Genomic DNA, 18,473 nt, shown 5'->3' with positions numbered 1-18,473 from the left:
CAAAAAGGGGAGCTGAGCAAATAGTCAAAATACTAAAATATTTTGAGGAGAGATTACGGCAGGCGCTGCGGCTGGGTTAATTGAACTCACGCTGTATAGCTGCTGTGAGATAGCAATTAAATACCCTTCTCGCATTGCTGTTTAAAGATTGCTCAGGCTAAAATCTGTGGACTGTTAATCTGCCTCTATCTTTCTCTTTCGCCTGCTGGTTACAATTCTTTCGCCTGCTGGGCACAATCTTTAGGAAAATACATGAAGCATCTTTATGAGGAGTCTCCTCGCGAGGCTGTCCTCGAGTCGGCGATCCACGTGGCCGCTGCCCAGGGCGACGATGCCGTCACTGCGGAATCGGTGGCTAAGTACGCGGATCTGAAGCCCTCCGATGTCACTGCTGTGTTTCCTAACCGTGAGGAGATCATCTCTGCTATCCCCGAGTATGTCTCCCAGCGCAAGGTGAACTTCCTCAAGGACACTCTCGAGGCAGTCCCGAGCTACGCGGGTTTGTTTGACAGGCTCACTACGTTTGTGGAGTCCTACTACGAGTATGCCGAGCGTGAACCGGAGCTTTTCCGCTACCTCTTTGAACAGAAGGCCCGTGTTCTCAATGATGAATGGCAGGCGTTGCTGAAGGGTGGCCCCTCCAACAATTTGGCCTTGGATCTTGTTCACCAGAACATGGCTCTCATCGTGGACCATGCTGGGCTTGAGGTGGGCCCAGATGTGTGCCCGGAGACCCTGGCAAAACTCAGTGTGGCCAGCTGGGCCACCGTTCATGGCATGGCGCACTTGAGTGTTCTGGGCGTCTTGCGCCACCAGCACCCGGTGGTTCGCCGCTTTAATCTCCGCGAGGTGTGCAAGGCACTTATCGGAACGCTTTTCCATTCCGCTGAGACCTGTGAGCTACTCGACGTCAGCGATAGCATGTCTGTCTTCCGCGAGCGTATTTCCGCCTACGACCCAGGCCGCGAAGCGCTACCGGATATCTCCACTATTGAGGACCTCACGGCATTTCCTACGGAGCGGGCTAGGGCTGCCGTTATGGAACGCGCCATTCAGCTTGCGGGCCGGCAAGGCATGCAGGCGGTGACTATCGAGAACGTCGCTGAGTATTTTGGTGTGTCTGACGTTTTTGTGGCGTCACTCGTGGACAATGAGTTTGTGCTGCGTGAGCGCGTCGAACATGAAACCGACCGCGAACTTGAGGGCATGATTCTCTACCTCCTAGATAAGCTGCCGGCGGATGCCAGTGCCAAGGACAAACTCTTGTGCAGTGCCGTGGCGTACTTCCACTACGCCATGACTGCTCCGGATCGCTACGGTGCCTGCATCGCAGCTGCGTCAGGCTCCGTGGTTCCGCTGAGTGAGGACGGCGAGGTAGACCAAACTCAGATGGGCGTGTCCTTCGCGCAGCTCATGCGCTTTAACCGTGAAGCACTGCGGGAAGCCGGCCTCGAGCCCAAGGACCGCCTGGTTTACATCAAGAACTTCACCCTGTGGGCCGGCGCCGACGGTATGTGCCACCTGGCCTCCGTAGGCGAGTTCCGCTCCATTGACCTCGAACAGAAGTGGTCGATCTACTACGCCGTTATCGGCATCGTCTTCGCCACCTTCGAGCACAGCCTCCGCGCCTAACATTCTCTCCACGTAGCGCGCGCCCATCGCGCGCTACCCGCACCGCATCCCGCCCTCCTGCACCCGCACCGAGGGCGCTTCGTGGTTTCTGCATTCGGGACAAGCCTGCAAGCCCTTCCACAAAGTTGAGTGAACCTATATCAACCTGCCCGGATAAAAATCTCCACAAAAGTTTGACTTGAGTGGAACAGACTCAAGTTCTTTGGCGTTATAGTCGGTGAAGCCACCTTCCCGCACCGGGCATAACCACAATCACCTTGGTGCGAGGGAGGGCAATAAACACAAGGAGATAAACACATGAATTCTTTTAACCCCACCACCAAGACGCAGGAAGCCCTGCAGCAGGCGCTGAAAGTTGCCTCCGCTAACGGCAACCCGGACATTCGCCCGGCACACCTTTTAGCAGCCATCCTCGAGCAAAAGGACGGCATCGCCGCCCCGGTCCTCAAGGCCACCGGCGTGGACCCGGACACGGTTCTTAAGGAGGCGCGCGAGCTTATTGATGCCCTGCCCAAGGCAGAGGGCGCCAACATGGCGAACCCGAACTTTAACCGCGACGCACTCAACGTTCTTACCCGCGCCCAGGAGCTGGCCGGTGAGCTCGGTGATGAATACGTTTCTACGGAGGTCCTGCTCGCCGCTATTGCGGGTTCCAAGTCGGATGCCGCTGAGCTTCTCACCTCCCGTGGTGCGACCTACGACGCACTTAAGGGCGCTTTCCCGTCCGTGCGCGGTGCTGCCAAGGTGACCTCGGAGAACCCGGAGGATCAGTTCCAGGCACTAGAAAAGTACGCCACGGACCTTACCGCCCGTGCCCGCGAAGGAAAGATTGATCCGGTTATTGGCCGTGACCAGGAAATCCGCCGCGTGGTGCAGGTTCTTAGCCGCCGTACCAAGAACAACCCGGTGCTTATCGGTGAGCCCGGCGTGGGTAAAACCGCCATCGTCGAAGGCCTGGCTCGCCGCATCGTGGCCGGTGACGTCCCGGAGTCCCTCAAGGGCAAGACTCTCATTAGCCTGGACCTCGGTTCCATGGTCGCCGGTGCAAAGTACCGCGGTGAATTTGAGGAACGCCTCAAGTCCGTGCTCGATGAGATTAAGGCCTCCGAGGGGCAAATCATTACCTTTATTGATGAGCTGCACACCATCGTCGGCGCCGGCGCTACCGGTGACGGCTCGATGGACGCCGGCAACATGATTAAGCCCATGCTGGCCCGCGGTGAGCTGCGCCTGGTCGGTGCCACGACCCTGGACGAGTACCGCAAGTACATCGAAAAGGACGCCGCCCTCGAGCGCCGCTTCCAGCAGGTTTATGCCGCCGAGCCTTCTGTTGAAGACACCATCGGCATCCTGCGTGGCCTCAAGGAGCGCTACGAGGTGCACCACGGCGTGCGCATCATGGACTCCGCCCTGGTGTCCGCCGCGGAGCTGTCGAACCGCTACATCACCAACCGCTTCCTGCCGGACAAGGCCATCGACTTGGTCGATGAGGCCGGCTCCCGCCTGCGCATGGAGATTGACTCCTCCCCGCAGGAAATCGACGAGCTGGAGCGCATCGTGCGCCGCATGGAGATCGAAGAGTTGGCTCTCAAGAAGGAGTCCGACGCCGCTTCCCAGGACCGCCTGGTAACCCTCCAGCAGGAGCTGGCAGACCAGCGCGAGAAGCTCGGCGAGCTCAAGGCCCGCTGGGCTAATGAGAAGAAGGCCATCGATGATGTCCAGAACATCAAGGAAGAACTCGATGACCTGCGCCGCCAGGCGGAAATCGCTGAGCGCGATGGTGACCTAGCACTGGCTTCTGAGATCAACTACGGAAAGATCCCGCCGCTGGAGAAGGAGCTCGCTGCCGCCGAGGAGAAGGCCACACAGCAGCGCAACACCATGCTCAGTGAGGAGGTCACCCCGGACGCCATCGCGGAGGTCGTCTCCGCGTGGACCGGCATTCCTGCCGGCAAGATGCTGCAGGGAGAGACCGAGAAGCTGCTCAATATGGAATCTGTGCTGGGCAAGCGCGTCGTGGGTCAAAAGGAAGCCGTCACCGCGGTCTCGGATGCGGTGCGCCGCTCCCGCGCGGGCGTGGCTGACCCGAACCGCCCGACCGGCTCCTTCCTCTTCCTCGGCCCCACCGGCGTGGGTAAGACGGAGCTGGCCAAGGCAGTGGCGGACTTCCTCTTCGATGATGAATCCGCCATGGTCCGCATCGATATGTCCGAGTACGGCGAGAAGCACTCCGTTTCCCGCCTCGTCGGTGCCCCTCCGGGATACGTTGGCCACGAGGCCGGCGGTCAGCTCACCGAAGCTGTGCGTCGCCGTCCGTACACGCTCGTGCTTTTCGACGAAGTCGAGAAAGCCCACCCCGACGTCTTCGACGTCCTCCTGCAGGTCCTCGACGAAGGCCGCTTGACGGACGGCCAGGGCCGCACGGTGGACTTCCGCAACACGGTCATCATCCTGACCTCCAATCTGGGCGCCGGCGGCACCCGTGAGGAGACCATGGCCGCAGTGAAGAAGGCCTTCAAGCCCGAGTTCATCAACCGTCTCGATGACGTGGTCATGTTCGAGCCCCTGTCCGAGGAGCTCCTGCGTGGCATCGTTGACATCCAGCTGCGCGGCTTGGCTGAGCGCCTCGCCTCCCGCCGCCTGACCCTGCAGGTCTCGGACTCTGCCAAGTCTTGGCTTGCGGACCGCGGCTATGACCCGGCCTACGGTGCTCGCCCACTGCGCCGCACCATTCAGCAGGCCATCGGTGACCAGCTGGCCAAGAAGCTGCTGGCCGGTGACATCGTGGATGGCGATACCGTCCATGTCGACGTCGCCGATGGCGGCGAGCGCCTCGACCTTACCGCCCGCCGCTAAGTCGAGCCGTCTCCGCACGGCGCGCGCCAACTCGCTCATGCCCCTATCATCGGGGGCATGAGCATTTTGGTCTCCCCGCACGAGCTTCGTGACAAGATTTACCACGGCGACAAGACAACTATCCTTGCCTCCCTTTGGGCTCCTGGCGAAGGAGAGTCCTTCAACCAATTTTCCTCCCTCCATGTGCCGACCGCCCAGTACGCGGACGCTGCCTCTGCCTTCGTGGGCCTGCCGGGCTCCAAGGTGGGCCGCAACCCGCTGCCGCTGCCGGAGAAGGTCCAGGAGTGGGTTGACCACTGGGGTCTGCGCCAGGGCTACGAGGTCGTCGTCTACGACGAGGGCCGTGGCCTCTTCGCCGGCCGCGCCTGGTGGACGCTGCGCTGGGCGGGCGTGCAGAACGTCCGCATTCTCGACGGCGGCCTGTCCAACTGGCGCGCCCAGGGCATGCCTACCCTCACCGGGCCGGGCAACTTGGGCATGACCTCAGACATCACCGTCCAGCCAGGTTCCATGCCCACGGTCACGATCGATGAGGTCAAGGAACATACGGGGCTGCTTCTCGACGCCCGCACGCGCAACCGCTTCGCCGGCCGCCGCGAAAACCTCGACCTTAAGGCTGGTCACATCCCGGGCGCAGTCAACCTGCCGGAGCGCCTCTTCCACACCGACGGTGTTACCGTCTGGCGCTCCAAGGAAGAAATCCTCGACATCCTGGGTGAACACGGCGTTACCAAGGAGAACACCGACGGCGCCATTATCTACTCCGGCTCTGGTAACCACTCCTCCCTGGCCATCGCCCTCTTTGAGTACGTGGGCTTTACGGGCCTGCGGCACTTCGTGGGTGGTTGGTCTCAGTGGTCCGCGAACCCGAAGAACCCCATCGAGCGCGGCGACCGCGACCACGTCTAAGCGCCCCGTCCTCGTCCCGAGCGATTAAGCTCAGTCAGTAATGCCTTTCGTACTCTTACTCCTCGCCGCCGCCGCGCTCCTAGCGGGCTTGCTCCTGCTCTGGTGGGACCAGCGCCAGCGCGCCACATTTCCGGCCGCTGACACCACTCCTTCCGCCGACGAACAGCTGCCTGAGCAGCCCACCTCCGAGCCCGTCGCCACCGAATCGGACGTTGCCGACAACGCAGCAACTGATACAGCAACCGAGGCCGCACTGGCAGCCGAGTCTGCGCCGCAGCCCGAACCGGCACCCGAGCCCGAGTACGAACCCGCTCCCGAGCCGGAACCCATGCCTGAGCCACAGCCGGAAGCAATGCCGGAATCAAGGCAGACAACAGAACCAACTCCGGAGCCAATTCAGGAGCCAGAAACTGCCGCCGATTCCATTACCGCGGAACCGGCCCCGGCACCACGCTTTGCGGAGCGCGCCGAACGAGCTAAGCAGCTAGTACCCGGCAGCGCTCGCCGCGAGCGGAAAACTTTCGGCCAACAGCGTGGCTGGGAGTACGACAAGCATGATTCCTACCTCGCGGATGAGTGGAACCGCGGTGCTGCTGCCCGTGGCCAGGAGCCGAAGGACATCATTGCTGGAACGGTTCGCGGCCATGAAACGCTGCTCTTCGATATGGGCGCTATCCCCATCATGGCCATGCGCACCGGCGCAGCTTCTGACATCGTGATTGATTTCCGCCGCGTAGGGGAGACCGTGGACACCCCCTCAGACGACCTCGTACATGTGTGCACGGAGGAAGGCTTCGACGTCTTCGCTTCTGAAGCCGGCGTGGGCCAGCGTCTCATCGATGACCGCGTCTCTCGTGCTTTGCGCGCGCTACCCGCTGTAGTCACTGCTGCGTGGATGGAAGGGGAGTGGGTACTTGCTCAAACCACCAAGCAAGCTCGTAGCACCGAGTGGGAAGAGATGCTCGAACCACTTGCAGTGCTGGCTGATACCGCACGCGTCCTCCCGCCGCGTTCCGAAGCTACCCAGGTGCTGCGCGTAGACGAGCTCGACCCGAGCCGCGACATCCCTGCACCCCCGCAGCCGGAGCCCACTGGCCCCACGGCCGTCCCTGACCGTGACGCCTCCGTCGGTGCTCCCAATATCCAGCGCCCGACTGAACCTGTGGTCATGCCGAGCCGCACGACGAGCGAGGCACATGGCCCCATCGGCCACACGAGCCTAGGAGCGGACGAGGTGGACGCCATTGCTGATGGTCGCGAACACCCCACCCACGAGCAGAATCAAGCTCGCCTTCCGCGCCGCTTCGATGGCGGCTCCTCTATTTTCGACTAGCCAACGGCACGAGATGTCTGCTGCGGGCATTGCGGCCCTTAGCGGTCCGTCACTCGGAAGAGGGTAGACTACAGGGCGGATTTTTAAGGGCTAAAGACAGCCAGATTACTAAGGAGCGCGCGATGAGCCTGGATCAGCAGAAGAAGCAACGCCTAGCAGAACTGGTAAAGGAGCTGGCCGTCGTCCACGGCAAGGTCACGCTGTCCTCCGGCAAGGAGGCTGATTACTACGTTGACCTGCGCCGTGCCACCCTGCAGCACGAGGCATCCCGCCTCATCGGCTCCTTGCTGCGTGAGCTCACTGCGGACTGGGACTTCGCCGCTGCCGGCGGACTGACCATGGGCGCTGACCCTGTCGCGCTGTCCATCATGCATTCTGATGGCCGTGACATTGACGCTTTCGTCGTGCGCAAGGAAGCCAAGAAGCACGGCATGCAGCGCCAGATTGAAGGCTTTAACGTTGAGGGCCAGAAGGTGCTCGTTGTGGAGGACACCACCACGACCGGTAACTCCCCGCTGACCGCCGTCAAGGCCCTGCGAAATGCAGGTGCGGAGGTGGTTGGTGTGGCCACCGTTGTGGACCGTGATACCGACGCTGGTGCAGCCATCGCCGCCGAAGGCTTGGAGTACCGCTACCTCCTGGGCCTTGAGGATCTCGACCTTGCCTAATCTCGGCGACGCCGCTCACCACAACGAAGCCACCGATGCCAAAGGCCCCACCGAGTGGAACGAAGGCCGCCATGGCGTCGGCCCCTGGCAAGGGCCGCTTCCCAAAGGGCCAGAAGCAGAAAAATACGACCCAGAGCTGCTTGCCGAAGGCGACCGCCGCAACGTCGTGGACGCCTACCGCTACTGGTCGCGTGAGGCCATCCGTGCGGACATTGATACCCGCCGGCATGCCCTCCACATCGCCATCGAGAACTTCGAGAACGACGCCAACATCGGTACGGTCGTGCGCACAGCCAACGCTTTTGCTGTCGACACCGTCCACATCGTGGGCCGCCGCCGCTGGAACCGCCGCGGCGCCATGGTGACGGATAGGTATCAGCACCTCATGCACCATGCGGACGTCAATGAACTTATGGCTTGGGCCGCCGCGCAGGAACTCACCGTCGTTGCCATCGACAACACCCCCGGGTGTGTACCTCTCGAAACCGCAGAGCTGCCTGAGCGCTGTCTTCTCCTCTTTGGTCAAGAGGGCCCCGGTGTGAGCCAAGAGGCCCAAGACGCAGCGCTAATGACGTGCTCCATCGCCCAGTTTGGTTCCACGCGCAGCATTAATGCAGGCGTGGCCGCAGGTATTGCCATGCATGCCTGGATTCGGCAGCACGCCGACTTATCAAAAGCATGGTGAGACACCACCCACTATGTTTACATGTGAGGTAACGAATTCACATGCCAGAATGATGAGACAGACGTGAAAGAAAAATGGGCACACCGTGCTGACCTCGCGGAGACAGCCATCAACGAGCGCCACGCGAGCGCCGTGTGGGGCTTGCCGCGTACCAACCTTGCGGTGGTGAGCTGGCCGCCCACCACCAAGGAATCGCTCTTTGTCCATTGGCACTACTGGTGGCAGGCCCACTACCTGGATTGCCAGGTAGATGCCGCGCTGCGCAAGAACACCAAGGTGCGCCGGACACTCATTGCCAACACCATGCGCGGCATTCACGTGCGAAATCTGCGCGCGCTGACTAAAAACCGTTACTACGATGACAAGGCCTGGATGGCCCTCGCCATGGCCCGCGCCGGGGAGCTGAATAAGCTGCGCCCGTACAAGAAACTCAGCGTCTTGCAGGGCAACATTCGTGCCGGCATTGATTCCCAGGTGGGAGTACTGCCGTGGCGCGAAGGCGAGACCTTCCTTAACGTGCCTTCCAACGGCCCCGGCGCCATCATGCTCGCCCGCATGGGCCGTCTCGACGAAGCCCGCCACATCGTGGACTGGATCTATGACCACCTCATCGACGACGACGGCTTCGTCATGGACGGCATCCGCATGCGCATGGACGGCCGCGAAATTGTTCGCGCCATCCACCCCTACTGCCAAGGCGTTGTCCTTGGTGCTTGCCTGGAAATTGTCCTTGCCCTGCGCAAGAAGTCGGGACTGACCTCCTTGGAAACCATCGACACCATCTACGAGGCTGACTTGGCCAAAGACATGATGGATTACACCACCCGCATCCGCAGTCTCGTTCAGGCTGTGGCGACGGGTATGGCAACCCATACAGGCGTTATTGACTGGAAAACCGGTGACGGGGATGGCGGCCTATTCAAGGGCATTCTCGTGCGCTACCTCGCAGACGTGGCCGTGCGCCTCCCTGGGGATTCGCCTGCCAATCGCGCCACGAAGAAGCTGGCGGCACGCCTAGTAATCAGCTCCGCTGAGTCAGTGTGGGAGCACCGCCTCGAGGTGGACGGCCTTCCCATCTTCGGTTCTGACTGGACTGCGGACGCGAAACTGCCCCACAACTATGGATTTGGCCCGTCGAGCCTGGGCCAAAAGGTTGGCATCATCCGCGTGGCCGAGCGCGATCTGTCCGTTCAGTTGTCCGGTTGGATGCTCCTGGAAGCCTGCGCCCGAATTTGGAAGCACAAGGAAGAATCCAAAAAGGTACAAAACTCCTAGTAGACCTGCACAACTGTGAACTGGCGCCACCCCTTTAAGTGAGATCACACCGTATCTCACGGCAGAAACCAACATTAACAGGCATACTTGGGTGTTGGAACGTGTTGTTTCGCCTAACAGCGAGGTAGCACGGCTTACTGCACAGCAACTCCAAAGGATGGATCTTTATGCCAATCGCAACCCCTGAGGTCTATAACCAGATGCTCGATACCGCCAAGAAGGGCGGCTTCGCATTCCCAGCAATCAACTGCACCTCCTCCGAAACCATCAACGCAGCACTCCGCGGCTTCGCCGAGGCTGAGTCCGACGGCATCATCCAGTTCTCCACCGGCGGCGCCGAGTTCGGTTCCGGCCTGTCCGTGAAGAACAAGGTTGCCGGTGCAAAGGCACTGGCTGCCTTCGCTCACGAGGCTGCTAAGAACTACGGCATTAACGTTGCGCTGCACACTGACCACTGCCAGAAGGAAGTTCTGGATGAGTACGTGCGCCCGCTGATCGCCTTCTCCCAGGAGCGCGTTGACCGCGGCGAGCTTCCGCTGTTCCAGTCCCACATGTGGGATGGCTCCGCTATCCCGATCGATGAGAACCTGGAAATCGCTCAGGAGCTGCTGGAGAAGGCAAAGAACGCCAACATCATTCTCGAGGTTGAGATTGGTGTTGTCGGCGGCGAAGAGGACGGCGTTCAGGCTAAGGCTGGTGCTAACCTCTACACCTCCCCGGAGGACTTTGAGAAGACCGTTGATGCCCTCGGTACCGGTGAGAAGGGCCGCTACCTGTTGGCTGCTACCTTCGGTAACGTCCACGGCGTGTACAAGCCGGGCAACGTGAAGCTGCGCCCGGAGGTTCTGGATGAGGGCCAGAAGACCGCATCCAAGAAGCTCGGCCTTGAGGATGGCTCTAAGCCGTTCGACTTCGTCTTCCACGGTGGCTCCGGCTCCGAGAAGGAGAAGATTGAGCAGGCTCTGGGCTACGGCGTTGTCAAGATGAACGTTGACACCGATACCCAGTACGCCTTCACCAACCCGGTCGCGCGCCACATGTTCGCGAACTACGATGGCGTCTTCAAGATTGACGGCGAGGTTGGCAACAAGAAGGTCTACGACCCGCGCTCCTACATGAAGAAGGCTGAGCAGGCTATGGCTGACCGCGTGGTTGAGGCCTGCCAGGACCTGCACTCTGTGGGCAAGACCGTTTCCAAGTAACGGTTCGAGGGCGCTGTTGCTTGGCGACGTCCCCCTGGTACAGAACTCCAAGCCCGCGCACGATTTGAGCACGATAGCTCCCGAATCCACCCGGTTCGGAAGGCTACCGTGCTCATTTTTTGCATCCAGCCTTGGCTGCCCCAGTCAATGTATACAGCTGAACGCGTAAGATACGGGAACCATGGGAACGCAAGAGTCATCGTCGAATACGTCGAGTACCGTCAAGCGCGTTCGCAGGACTACCCGCGAGCAGCTGCGGCTGGTGGATAAGTCGGTTAAGTCGCGCTTTACGCGCGTGCGCAACCGGCTTGTCTTCATGGTGCAGAGCACACTCGGTGCTGGCCTCGCATTCTATGTAGCGCATGATTTTTTCGGCCACGAGCAGCCCTTCTTCGCCCCGATGGCGGTCATCATCATTTTGGGTCTCTCCGGCAGTGATCGCATTAGCCGCGCGGTGGATATGGCCATCGGCGGTGTCATCGGCGTCCTCGTGGGCACGTTGCTCGTGGATGCTCTGGGCACCGGCCCAATTCATATGACCATCATCATTGGTCTGGCGTTGATTATCGGTTCTTTCGTCACCGGATCGCAGTTGGTGTCCAACCAGATTGTCATCGCCGCCATCCTCATTGCCACGATTTTGCCCCCGACGGAGATGGGCGGAGTCTCCCGCGCGATTGACGCCATTATCGGTGCAGTCATCGGGCTGTCCATGATCATGCTCATCCCGAATTCGCCTCTGCGAGCGGGCCGAACCGAGGTGTCCAAGGTTCTTGGAATCACGTCATCGGTGCTTGTCGATGTCTCGAAAGGCCTCGAGGATAACGACCCCGACCGCATCCAAGAAGCACGTGATGCTGTGCGCGGAACTCAGGATGACATCAACAACATGCTGAACGCCACGAAAGGTGGTGCGGAGACCGCACGTCTATCACCGTTCCTGTGGGGCTCGCAGCGCAACGTCCGCTCCTTGGAGCGTATTCTCACCCCCGTCGATAACGTTGTCCGCGGCACCCGTGTGCTGTCCCGCCGTGCACTCGTCCTGGCTGAAGATGATGATGAAGCAACCCCGGAGCAGGTCGAGCTTATCGACGACATCTCGGACATCATGATGGAGCTCTCAGAACTCTACAGTCACCAATCCGCGCGGGAACGCCGCGTGGATGAGGCCCACGCTATCCCCGACATTGTTCACCGTCTGCGCCAGCTAGCGGCACGCTGTTCCGTTGACATGGCGGGGGACAAGCCGGTTCTCTCCGCTTATGCGGTGCTGGCACAAACGCGTTCCATCATCGTGGACTTGCTCATGATTTGTGGCATGTCCCGCGAGTCCGCGGTGGCGCAGCTAGTGCCCACGTCGAAGCACCCGGCCTACCCGCCGGAGGTGCTGGAGGACGAAGACTAAGGATGACTAGGGCCGCAACTTTAGCAGTGCGAATTCGGAAATCATTCGGACTACTTGTTCGGTGAAGGCAAATCAGATGTGACTTTGGCAGCCAACAGAGAACTACTCTGAAAGTACCGGGGTCTCTTCACAAATGCGGAGCCGCGTCCACTTGCTTCGTGCAAGATTTCCTGCTCACCAGCGGTAGTGAGAGTTAAGGGGTGCTTGGGTCCACTAAGGTGATACACCTTGTAGGTTTTCTCCGGTGGATAGCTTTTAACGAATGGATCTGAGAGGGCGTAGCTCATGATCTTCCCGAGACGATTTTCCTCGGGGTCGGATGATTTCTTAAGCTCGTTTGAGGTCTTCTTGTTCCAGTTAGAAGCGATTTCGATGTCTAAAACCCTTGGAAAGATTCCGATGATTTTCTGGCTGAAATAGAACCCTATGTAATCTACTTGTGCAAGTGGCGTGGAGGCTTCCAGAACCACGGCACCTACCCTTTGGTAGAAGGTGAAAAGGGAGTCGTCGGCGTGCCCCAAGATCGCGGTATTGAGCTTTGGAGTGCGATTTGTGGCTAGCTCCGTGACGCGTTCGAGGTTTTCTAACCATAGTCTTGCATCTTGGTCTATCCAACTGGCAAGTCTTAAAATTTTCTTTAGCTCTACCGTTGGGTCCACGTTGAGAAGTGAGTCCTGATGAGCACACCGATTTCGTAGGACATTGAGGTCTGTCAACAAGGTTGCAACTATTTTCCTGCTACCTTGGCCCGGAAATGCGTTTCGAAGGTATTTTCTCCAGATTTCCTCATTGGCATCGGACTTCGTGGAAAGTAGTGAAGCCCAGTACCCCATGTTCAGATGCGCGATGATGTCGTCTTTTGTGACAGGACGCTTGTATTTCTTGGCTAGCTTCGTAGAGAGTGCGGAAATATCGAAAGAATCTTGACTCCAGCCGAAGTCAAAAGGGTGAGCTTCGGCAAGTGAATCACTCATGGCATTCCGCAGCAAGACCTCAGTGTGATGAATGACTTCAGACAATGCAGCTGCGATTTGTGCGTTGAGTTCATATAGCTTCCATGCTTCCTCCGGTGTGCCACATTCTTCGAGGTATGGAGCGAATCTGGCCTCGGATACCCAAGAAACTTTTCTTGTGAGTGGCATGGGTTTGTTCTTTCGGGAGTCGAGAATGGTAGAGTTTTCCGCATACCGCCTAGGCGCATTGCACAATGCGCATGCGGTGAGGATCCGGTTCCGAGCCTAGTACCGAAAGGTAATGCTGGTCGGATCCTCATTTCGTTTTACCCTCAAACTCGTGCCCGAGAATCGGGGCCTAAACGACATTTCGTGCTGGCCTCCCAAATTAGTGGCCCCGGTACTGAGCCAGATTGATCGGATTACTAAGCAGGAGAATTAGGGCCGCACTACCTGCAGGTCCCGAAGGTGCCGGTAGAACGTCACGCGTTTGACCGGACGCGGTGCGCGGACGCCATCGACGCTAACGCTCAGCTCTGGCCCGCCTGCCTGTACGGCTCTTCCCTGCATCACGCTGTCGGGGTCGAGCTGTCCTGTCTTCTCTTGCTTGCGGAACCGAGCGAATAGTCCCCGCCGTGGCTCAGATTCCGGAGCAAAGCTCGATACTGCTTTTGCCGCCACGATGCCCGGCGCATCGGTCATTGGAACAAGGCGAGCGCCAAAGACATGCTTCTCGCGGTCCGCGCGCAAAAGCACAGCATCATCGACGATAATCTCGCCTGTAATCTCCTCGTCTGACCATTCCGCAATGGTGGCCGAGCCCGCAACGGCCAGACCCGCATCATTTCGAATGAGCGGTACCGGTTTAACCGGCGCAGTCAACGCAAATGAGAGAGCGTCTTCTGTGGATGTTGGTAGTCCCCAATTCATCGCTGCCGTGGATGCCTCATCCGTTGGTACGAAGCCCACCTCAGCCCACAGATAGTCCGCACGCATCATCCGGGTGAGCACGGCACTCAGCGCCGCATCGCTGCCTACGACGACCACACGCAACGGCTCCCGCAAGAACCGTGCTTGCGGTGCTGAGCCAGGCTGTCCTAAATGATCCACATCCGGCTGTGCAGCGATCTCATCGAGCGTTGGCGTCGGGTCCTCCGGCAGGACCTCCTTCGCCAGTGCGTCAAGCTCCTTGAGTTCGGCACGCGTCGGAACCTCGCTCACGTGCAGGCGTCGCACCTTTAATCCTTGCTCTTCGGCATGAGCAAGGGGAACGGAAGCGGTGCCTGCGGCTTGGCCACCGCAGTATAAAAGCGCACAGAACATACAAGGATCATAGAAGCCCTATCTACAAAGCTGTAATGGCAGGCAATTCACCAACCGAGAAACGGGGAGCCTTGCCCAAACATGTAGTGCGCATCACAAGTGCTGGGTAGTCTGGCAGTCAAACCCCACAAGGTTTCCTACATCGAAAAGTTCTAAAAGAGTCCTATCTACCCCTTGGAGGTTTCTCACTGTGTCTGCTCGCATGACTACCCTCGCACTCCTCTCCGCTACGGGCCTGGCGCTGAGCGCCTGTAGCTTTGGCGGAGGCTCTGGTGACAAAGCCGAAGAACCTGCTTTCACCACAGCGGCGGCGATGACCTTGGCAGAGTCGAGCTCAGAAGCACCTACGGCCTCGAGTACCCGATCCTCCAGCAGCTCGGCCTCGTCAACCTCGAGCGCCAATTGCGGGGAGGGTACAAAGCTGGAGGATACCGACCTTGGCAAGGTGTTGGAGAACAAGGAAGCCTACGTGAAGGGCTCCAACGAGAAATTCGAGGACCTGACCGTCGGTGAGGACAAGTACGACCCGTGCAAGTTCCTCAGCTACGTGGTGCTGGAGGGCAAATTCGATGGGGAATCCGTTAAAGTCCCTGTCTTCTTTGTCAACGGTAGAGTTTATGACGAGGATGCACTCTACATTACGCCGAGCTCATTCAAGGTCGAGGAGGACGGGGAGGGTTTCACATATGAGTCCAAGACCGTAGGCGACATCGTCGGCGTTGAGGGAAAGGTGTACAAGCGCCCAGGCACCGAAGCGCCTTCGATGGAAAACTCCTTTGACGGAGTGAACTCGGACATCTTCTTCATTGACGTGAAGTCGGAACCCACCGAATCTGCAGACTTGGCTAGGGATGAAGAAGACCTTCGTGGCGAAGAGCTCTTCACTATCTCTGCCGATGGCTGGAACATGGTCTGCGGAATCGCTGAAGAACATAACTCTATCGACTGTGCACATGGCGATGGCGGGGGCTGGGGTGTCAAGGGCGGTAAGACCCCAATGCCAGAGGGCATGGAATTTAACTTAGTGACCTTCCTGCCACTGGAGAACAGCACCGAGTTCAGCCAGTATGACGACGATATCCCAACCAACGGCAAGAAAATTGAGGGCAACGGACTCTACCGAATTGGCATCGGTGATATTGAGGCCCAGATCGCCGTTGCTGATGACAGCATCATCGTCAGCACCCCAGACAAGTCGAGGCTGATGTTCACCAACGACACCATCTACTTCGATAATGAGGAATCGGGCGGTGGCGACGTGAACACCGAAAGCGTCTAGTCGGCCTCACGCTTAATTCTCCGCGGACGGTACCCCGTGCCGCCAGCGCTCTAATTCTTGATGACCTTGTCACAAACCCACCACTTCTCCAGCAAGGCGGGTAAAGTAGGTGCGTATTTGACTTCAATAACTAGGAAGTGACACCAAAAATGGCAGCGATCGTCATCGTCGGCGCCCAGTGGGGCGACGAAGGCAAGGGCAAGGCTACCGACATCCTCGGCGGCAAGGTCGATTACGTAGTTAAGCCCAACGGCGGTAACAATGCCGGCCACACCGTCGTGGTCGGCGGCGAGAAGTACGAGCTGAAGCTCCTTCCCGCCGGCATTCTTTCTGAAAACGCAATCCCGGTTCTGGGCAACGGCGTGGTGATTAACCTTGAGGCTCTCTTTGATGAGATTGATGGCCTCGAAGCCCGCGGCGCTAATGCGTCGCGTCTGAAGATTTCCGCCAACGCCCACCTCGTGGCGCCCTACCACCAGACGCTCGACCGCGTGCAGGAGCGCTTCCTCGGCAAGCGCGCCATCGGCACTACCGGCCGCGGTATCGGCCCCGCTTATGCCGACAAGGTTGCTCGCATCAGTATCCGTGTGCAGGACATCTTCGATGAATCTATCCTGCGCCAGAAGGTTGAGTCTGCTCTAGACATCAAGAACCAGATGCTGGTGAAGATGTACAACCGCAAGGCGATCGACCCGGATCAGATCGTGGACTACTTCTTGAGCTACCGCGACCGCCTGCGCCCGATGGTCATTGAGGCCGAGTTGGAGCTCAACAAGGCTCTGGATGCCGGCAAGCACGTCCTCATGGAAGGCGGCCAGGCCACCATGCTGGATGTGGATCACGGTACCTATCCGTTCGTGACCTCCTCGAACCCGACTGCCGGCGGTGCCTCTGTGGGTTCCGGCATTGGCCCAACTCGTATTAGGACCTCCCTGGGCATCATCAAGGCCTACACCACCCGCGTGGGCGCTGGCCCGTTCCCCACGGAGCTCTTCGATAAGTGGGGTGAGTACCTGCAGACCACCGGTGGCGAAATCGGCGTCAACACCGGTCGCAAGCGCCGTTGCGGTTGGTATGACTCCGTTATCGCCCGCTACGCAACCCGCGTCAATGGTTTCACGGATTACTTCCTCACCAAGCTGGATGTGCTTACCGGCATTGGTGAAATCCCCATCTGCGTGGCCTATGACGTTGATGGCAAGCGCTACGACGAGATGCCCCTGACTCAGTCTGAGTTCCACCACGCCGAGCCCATCTTTGAAACCATGCCTGCCTGGGATGAGGACATTACTTACTGTAAGACCTTTGAGGATCTCCCGCAGAAGGCCCAGGATTATGTCCTACGTCTAGAAGAGCTCTCTAGCTGCCGCATCTCCTACATTGGTGTTGGCCCAGGTCGCGATCAGACCATCGTGCGCCACGACGTCATGGAAGATCAGTAAGCAGGCAGGGGGACGTCGCCAAGCAGCATGGCGTTAAATGTGTGCGATAATTCGAGAATGACTACCGCAGGCGATAACGCAGGCCGCATCGGCACCCCTCTTACAGCAACCGCTACCAAGGTGCTATTGCTGGGGGCGGGCGAGCTAGGCAAGCAGCTGGCCATAGCCTTCCAAAATGTGGGGCTCGAAGTCCATGCCGTGGACCGCTACGCAGGAGCGCCCGCACAGCAGCTCGCGCACTTTAGCTACATTGCGGATATCCGCGACCCCGAAAAGGTCTGGGAGCTCATCCAGCGCATCAAGCCAGACTACGTGGTCCCCGAGGTAGAAACCGTGGCAATTGAAGCCCTCGAGCGCGTGGAGGAAGAATTGGGGGCCACTGTGGTGCCCTCCGCGCGTGCGTGCGCGCTGACCCAATCGCGGGAGACCGTTCGTGCCGTGGCGGAGAGCATTGGCTTGCCCGTGTCCGGCTATCGCTTTGCAGAGTCCCCTGAGGAATTGCAGAAGGCGGTAGAGGAGTTGGGCCTGCCGTGCATTGTGAAGCCGGACATTACGACCTCCGGCAAGGGGCACGTCCTTCTTAAGGAAGAAGAGGACGTTGAGGAGGCCTGGACCATGGTGCGCCACGTGTCCTCCGATAATAAGCGCGTGGTGGTGGAGCGCTTTGTGGACTTTGATTATGAGGTCACGCTCCTGGCGGTGCGCTCCATTGACCCGGCCACGGGCAAGATGGCCACGTGGTTTAGTGAGCCTATTGGTCACCGTCACGAAAAAGGTGACCTGGTGGAGTCCTGGCAGCCCATGGCGATGAGCGAGGATGCGCTTGCGAATGCGCGTTCCGTGGCCGCGCGTATCTCTAATGAGTTGGGTGGACGCGGCGTGTACGGCGTGGAGCTCTTCGTGGCTGGCGATGATGTGTACTTCTCCTCAGTATCGCCACGCCCGTTGGATACGGCGATGCTCACGGACTATACGCAGCGTTTCTCCGAGTTCGATCTGCATGTGCGCGCCATGTTGGGCCTTCCCATTGACGTCACGTTGGTCAGCCCTGGTGCTGCGGTCATTCTCCACGCGGACGCCAAGCTTGACGCCGTCTCCTTTGCCGGCCTCGACGCCGCCCTCGCCTACGAGGAAACTGACGTCCGTCTCTTCGGCAAGCCCAGCGCCTACGCGGGCCGCCGTATGGGCATGGTGACCACGACCGCTGAGGACGTTGAGACCGCCCGCGACAGAGCTAACTTAGCGGCTTCTAAGATTACTGTAGGGCCAAGTCATAGCGAGTACGCTCAGGGCCCCTCAGAGGAGCCGGCGCTTAGCGACGCCCCCATTCCCGACATCGACGTCATCGAAGTCGCCGAGCCCGTCATTGACGTCGATCCCAAGCTCACTAGGTCTGCCGACGACTAATGGAGAGGTAACACTACACCCTTAAGTGGCCCTTCCGGTTTTAGAGTGCGTTGATTTTGTCCTGTAGTTGTCCGGAGTGGATCAGGCACCGCAAGATGTAGTGG

General features: G+C 59.3%; 14 protein-coding genes. 12 read left to right on the top strand and 2 right to left on the bottom strand.

The annotated features are described in order from the left end of the window. The first annotated feature begins 252 nt into the window (after nucleotides 1–252). From QP922_RS07775 to QP922_RS07735, 9 genes are all read left to right on the top strand, one after another. On the top strand, nucleotides 253–1,632 hold the full coding sequence (locus QP922_RS07775) for a TetR/AcrR family transcriptional regulator (RefSeq protein WP_284808736.1): 1,380 nt from the start codon (nucleotides 253–255) through the stop codon (nucleotides 1,630–1,632). Nucleotides 1,633–1,929: 297 nt separating this feature from the next. Then, nucleotides 1,930–4,488, top strand: a complete 2,559-nt coding sequence (gene clpB, locus QP922_RS07770) for an ATP-dependent chaperone ClpB (protein ID WP_284808735.1) — start codon at nucleotides 1,930–1,932, stop codon at nucleotides 4,486–4,488. 57 nt (nucleotides 4,489–4,545) lie between these two features. Further along, nucleotides 4,546–5,397 (top strand): sulfurtransferase, encoded by an 852-nt coding sequence (locus QP922_RS07765; protein ID WP_284808733.1) that lies wholly within the window; start codon nucleotides 4,546–4,548, stop codon nucleotides 5,395–5,397. 40 nt (nucleotides 5,398–5,437) lie between these two features. Then, nucleotides 5,438–6,730 carry a TtfA family protein gene (locus tag QP922_RS07760; RefSeq protein WP_284808732.1) on the top strand — a complete coding sequence of 431 codons (1,293 nt, stop codon included), beginning with the start codon at nucleotides 5,438–5,440 and terminating at the stop codon, nucleotides 6,728–6,730. Nucleotides 6,731–6,852: 122 nt separating this feature from the next. Continuing rightward, entirely contained in the window at nucleotides 6,853–7,398 is a 546-nt protein-coding gene (pyrE, locus tag QP922_RS07755; RefSeq protein WP_284808730.1) for an orotate phosphoribosyltransferase, read from the top strand. Beyond that, nucleotides 7,391–8,083, top strand: coding sequence for a TrmH family RNA methyltransferase (locus tag QP922_RS07750; protein ID WP_284808728.1), 693 nt, complete (start codon nucleotides 7,391–7,393; stop codon nucleotides 8,081–8,083). Before pyrE ends, QP922_RS07750 begins: the two co-directional genes overlap by 8 nt. Before the next feature lie 63 nt (nucleotides 8,084–8,146). Beyond that, on the top strand, nucleotides 8,147–9,358 hold the full coding sequence (locus QP922_RS07745) for a glycoside hydrolase family 76 protein (RefSeq protein WP_284808727.1): 1,212 nt from the start codon (nucleotides 8,147–8,149) through the stop codon (nucleotides 9,356–9,358). A 167-nt stretch (nucleotides 9,359–9,525) separates the two neighbouring features. Further along, nucleotides 9,526–10,560 (top strand): class II fructose-bisphosphate aldolase, encoded by a 1,035-nt coding sequence (fbaA, locus tag QP922_RS07740; protein WP_284808726.1) that lies wholly within the window; start codon nucleotides 9,526–9,528, stop codon nucleotides 10,558–10,560. Between the two features lie 181 nt (nucleotides 10,561–10,741). After that, the gene (locus QP922_RS07735; RefSeq protein ID WP_284808725.1) at nucleotides 10,742–11,965 is read left to right on the top strand and encodes an FUSC family protein; all 1,224 of its coding nucleotides are present in this window, start codon (nucleotides 10,742–10,744) and stop codon (nucleotides 11,963–11,965) included. Between the two features lie 50 nt (nucleotides 11,966–12,015). On the opposite strand, the gene QP922_RS07730 is transcribed toward QP922_RS07735, so the two are convergent. Further along, on the bottom strand, nucleotides 12,016–13,107 hold the full coding sequence (locus QP922_RS07730; protein ID WP_284808724.1) for an Abi family protein: 1,092 nt from the start codon (nucleotides 13,105–13,107) through the stop codon (nucleotides 12,016–12,018). A 249-nt stretch (nucleotides 13,108–13,356) separates the two neighbouring features. Continuing rightward, a complete protein-coding gene (locus tag QP922_RS07725) occupies nucleotides 13,357–14,154 on the bottom strand; it encodes a hypothetical protein (protein WP_284808723.1) in 798 nt (265 codons plus the stop codon). Between the two features lie 289 nt (nucleotides 14,155–14,443). Here QP922_RS07725 and QP922_RS07720 point away from each other — a divergent pair, with 289 nt between their 5' ends. The 3 genes from QP922_RS07720 to purT all read left to right on the top strand — a co-directional run bounded on the left by QP922_RS07720 (nucleotide 14,444) and on the right by purT (nucleotide 18,369). After that, the gene (locus QP922_RS07720; RefSeq protein ID WP_284808722.1) at nucleotides 14,444–15,520 is read left to right on the top strand and encodes a hypothetical protein; all 1,077 of its coding nucleotides are present in this window, start codon (nucleotides 14,444–14,446) and stop codon (nucleotides 15,518–15,520) included. A 149-nt stretch (nucleotides 15,521–15,669) separates the two neighbouring features. Continuing rightward, nucleotides 15,670–16,962: an adenylosuccinate synthase gene (locus tag QP922_RS07715; protein WP_284808721.1), complete on the top strand. Its 1,293-nt coding sequence runs from the start codon at nucleotides 15,670–15,672 to the stop codon at nucleotides 16,960–16,962. A 57-nt stretch (nucleotides 16,963–17,019) separates the two neighbouring features. After that, nucleotides 17,020–18,369: a formate-dependent phosphoribosylglycinamide formyltransferase gene (gene purT, locus QP922_RS07710; protein ID WP_284808720.1), complete on the top strand. Its 1,350-nt coding sequence runs from the start codon at nucleotides 17,020–17,022 to the stop codon at nucleotides 18,367–18,369. Nucleotides 18,370–18,473: the final 104 nt, after the last annotated feature.

Source organism: Corynebacterium sp. MSK218 (genome assembly GCF_030232655.1).
Taxonomy (GTDB): domain Bacteria; phylum Actinomycetota; class Actinomycetes; order Mycobacteriales; family Mycobacteriaceae; genus Corynebacterium.
Note: the sequence above shows the minus strand (reverse complement) of the source record. Positions and strands in the feature narration are given on the sequence as shown.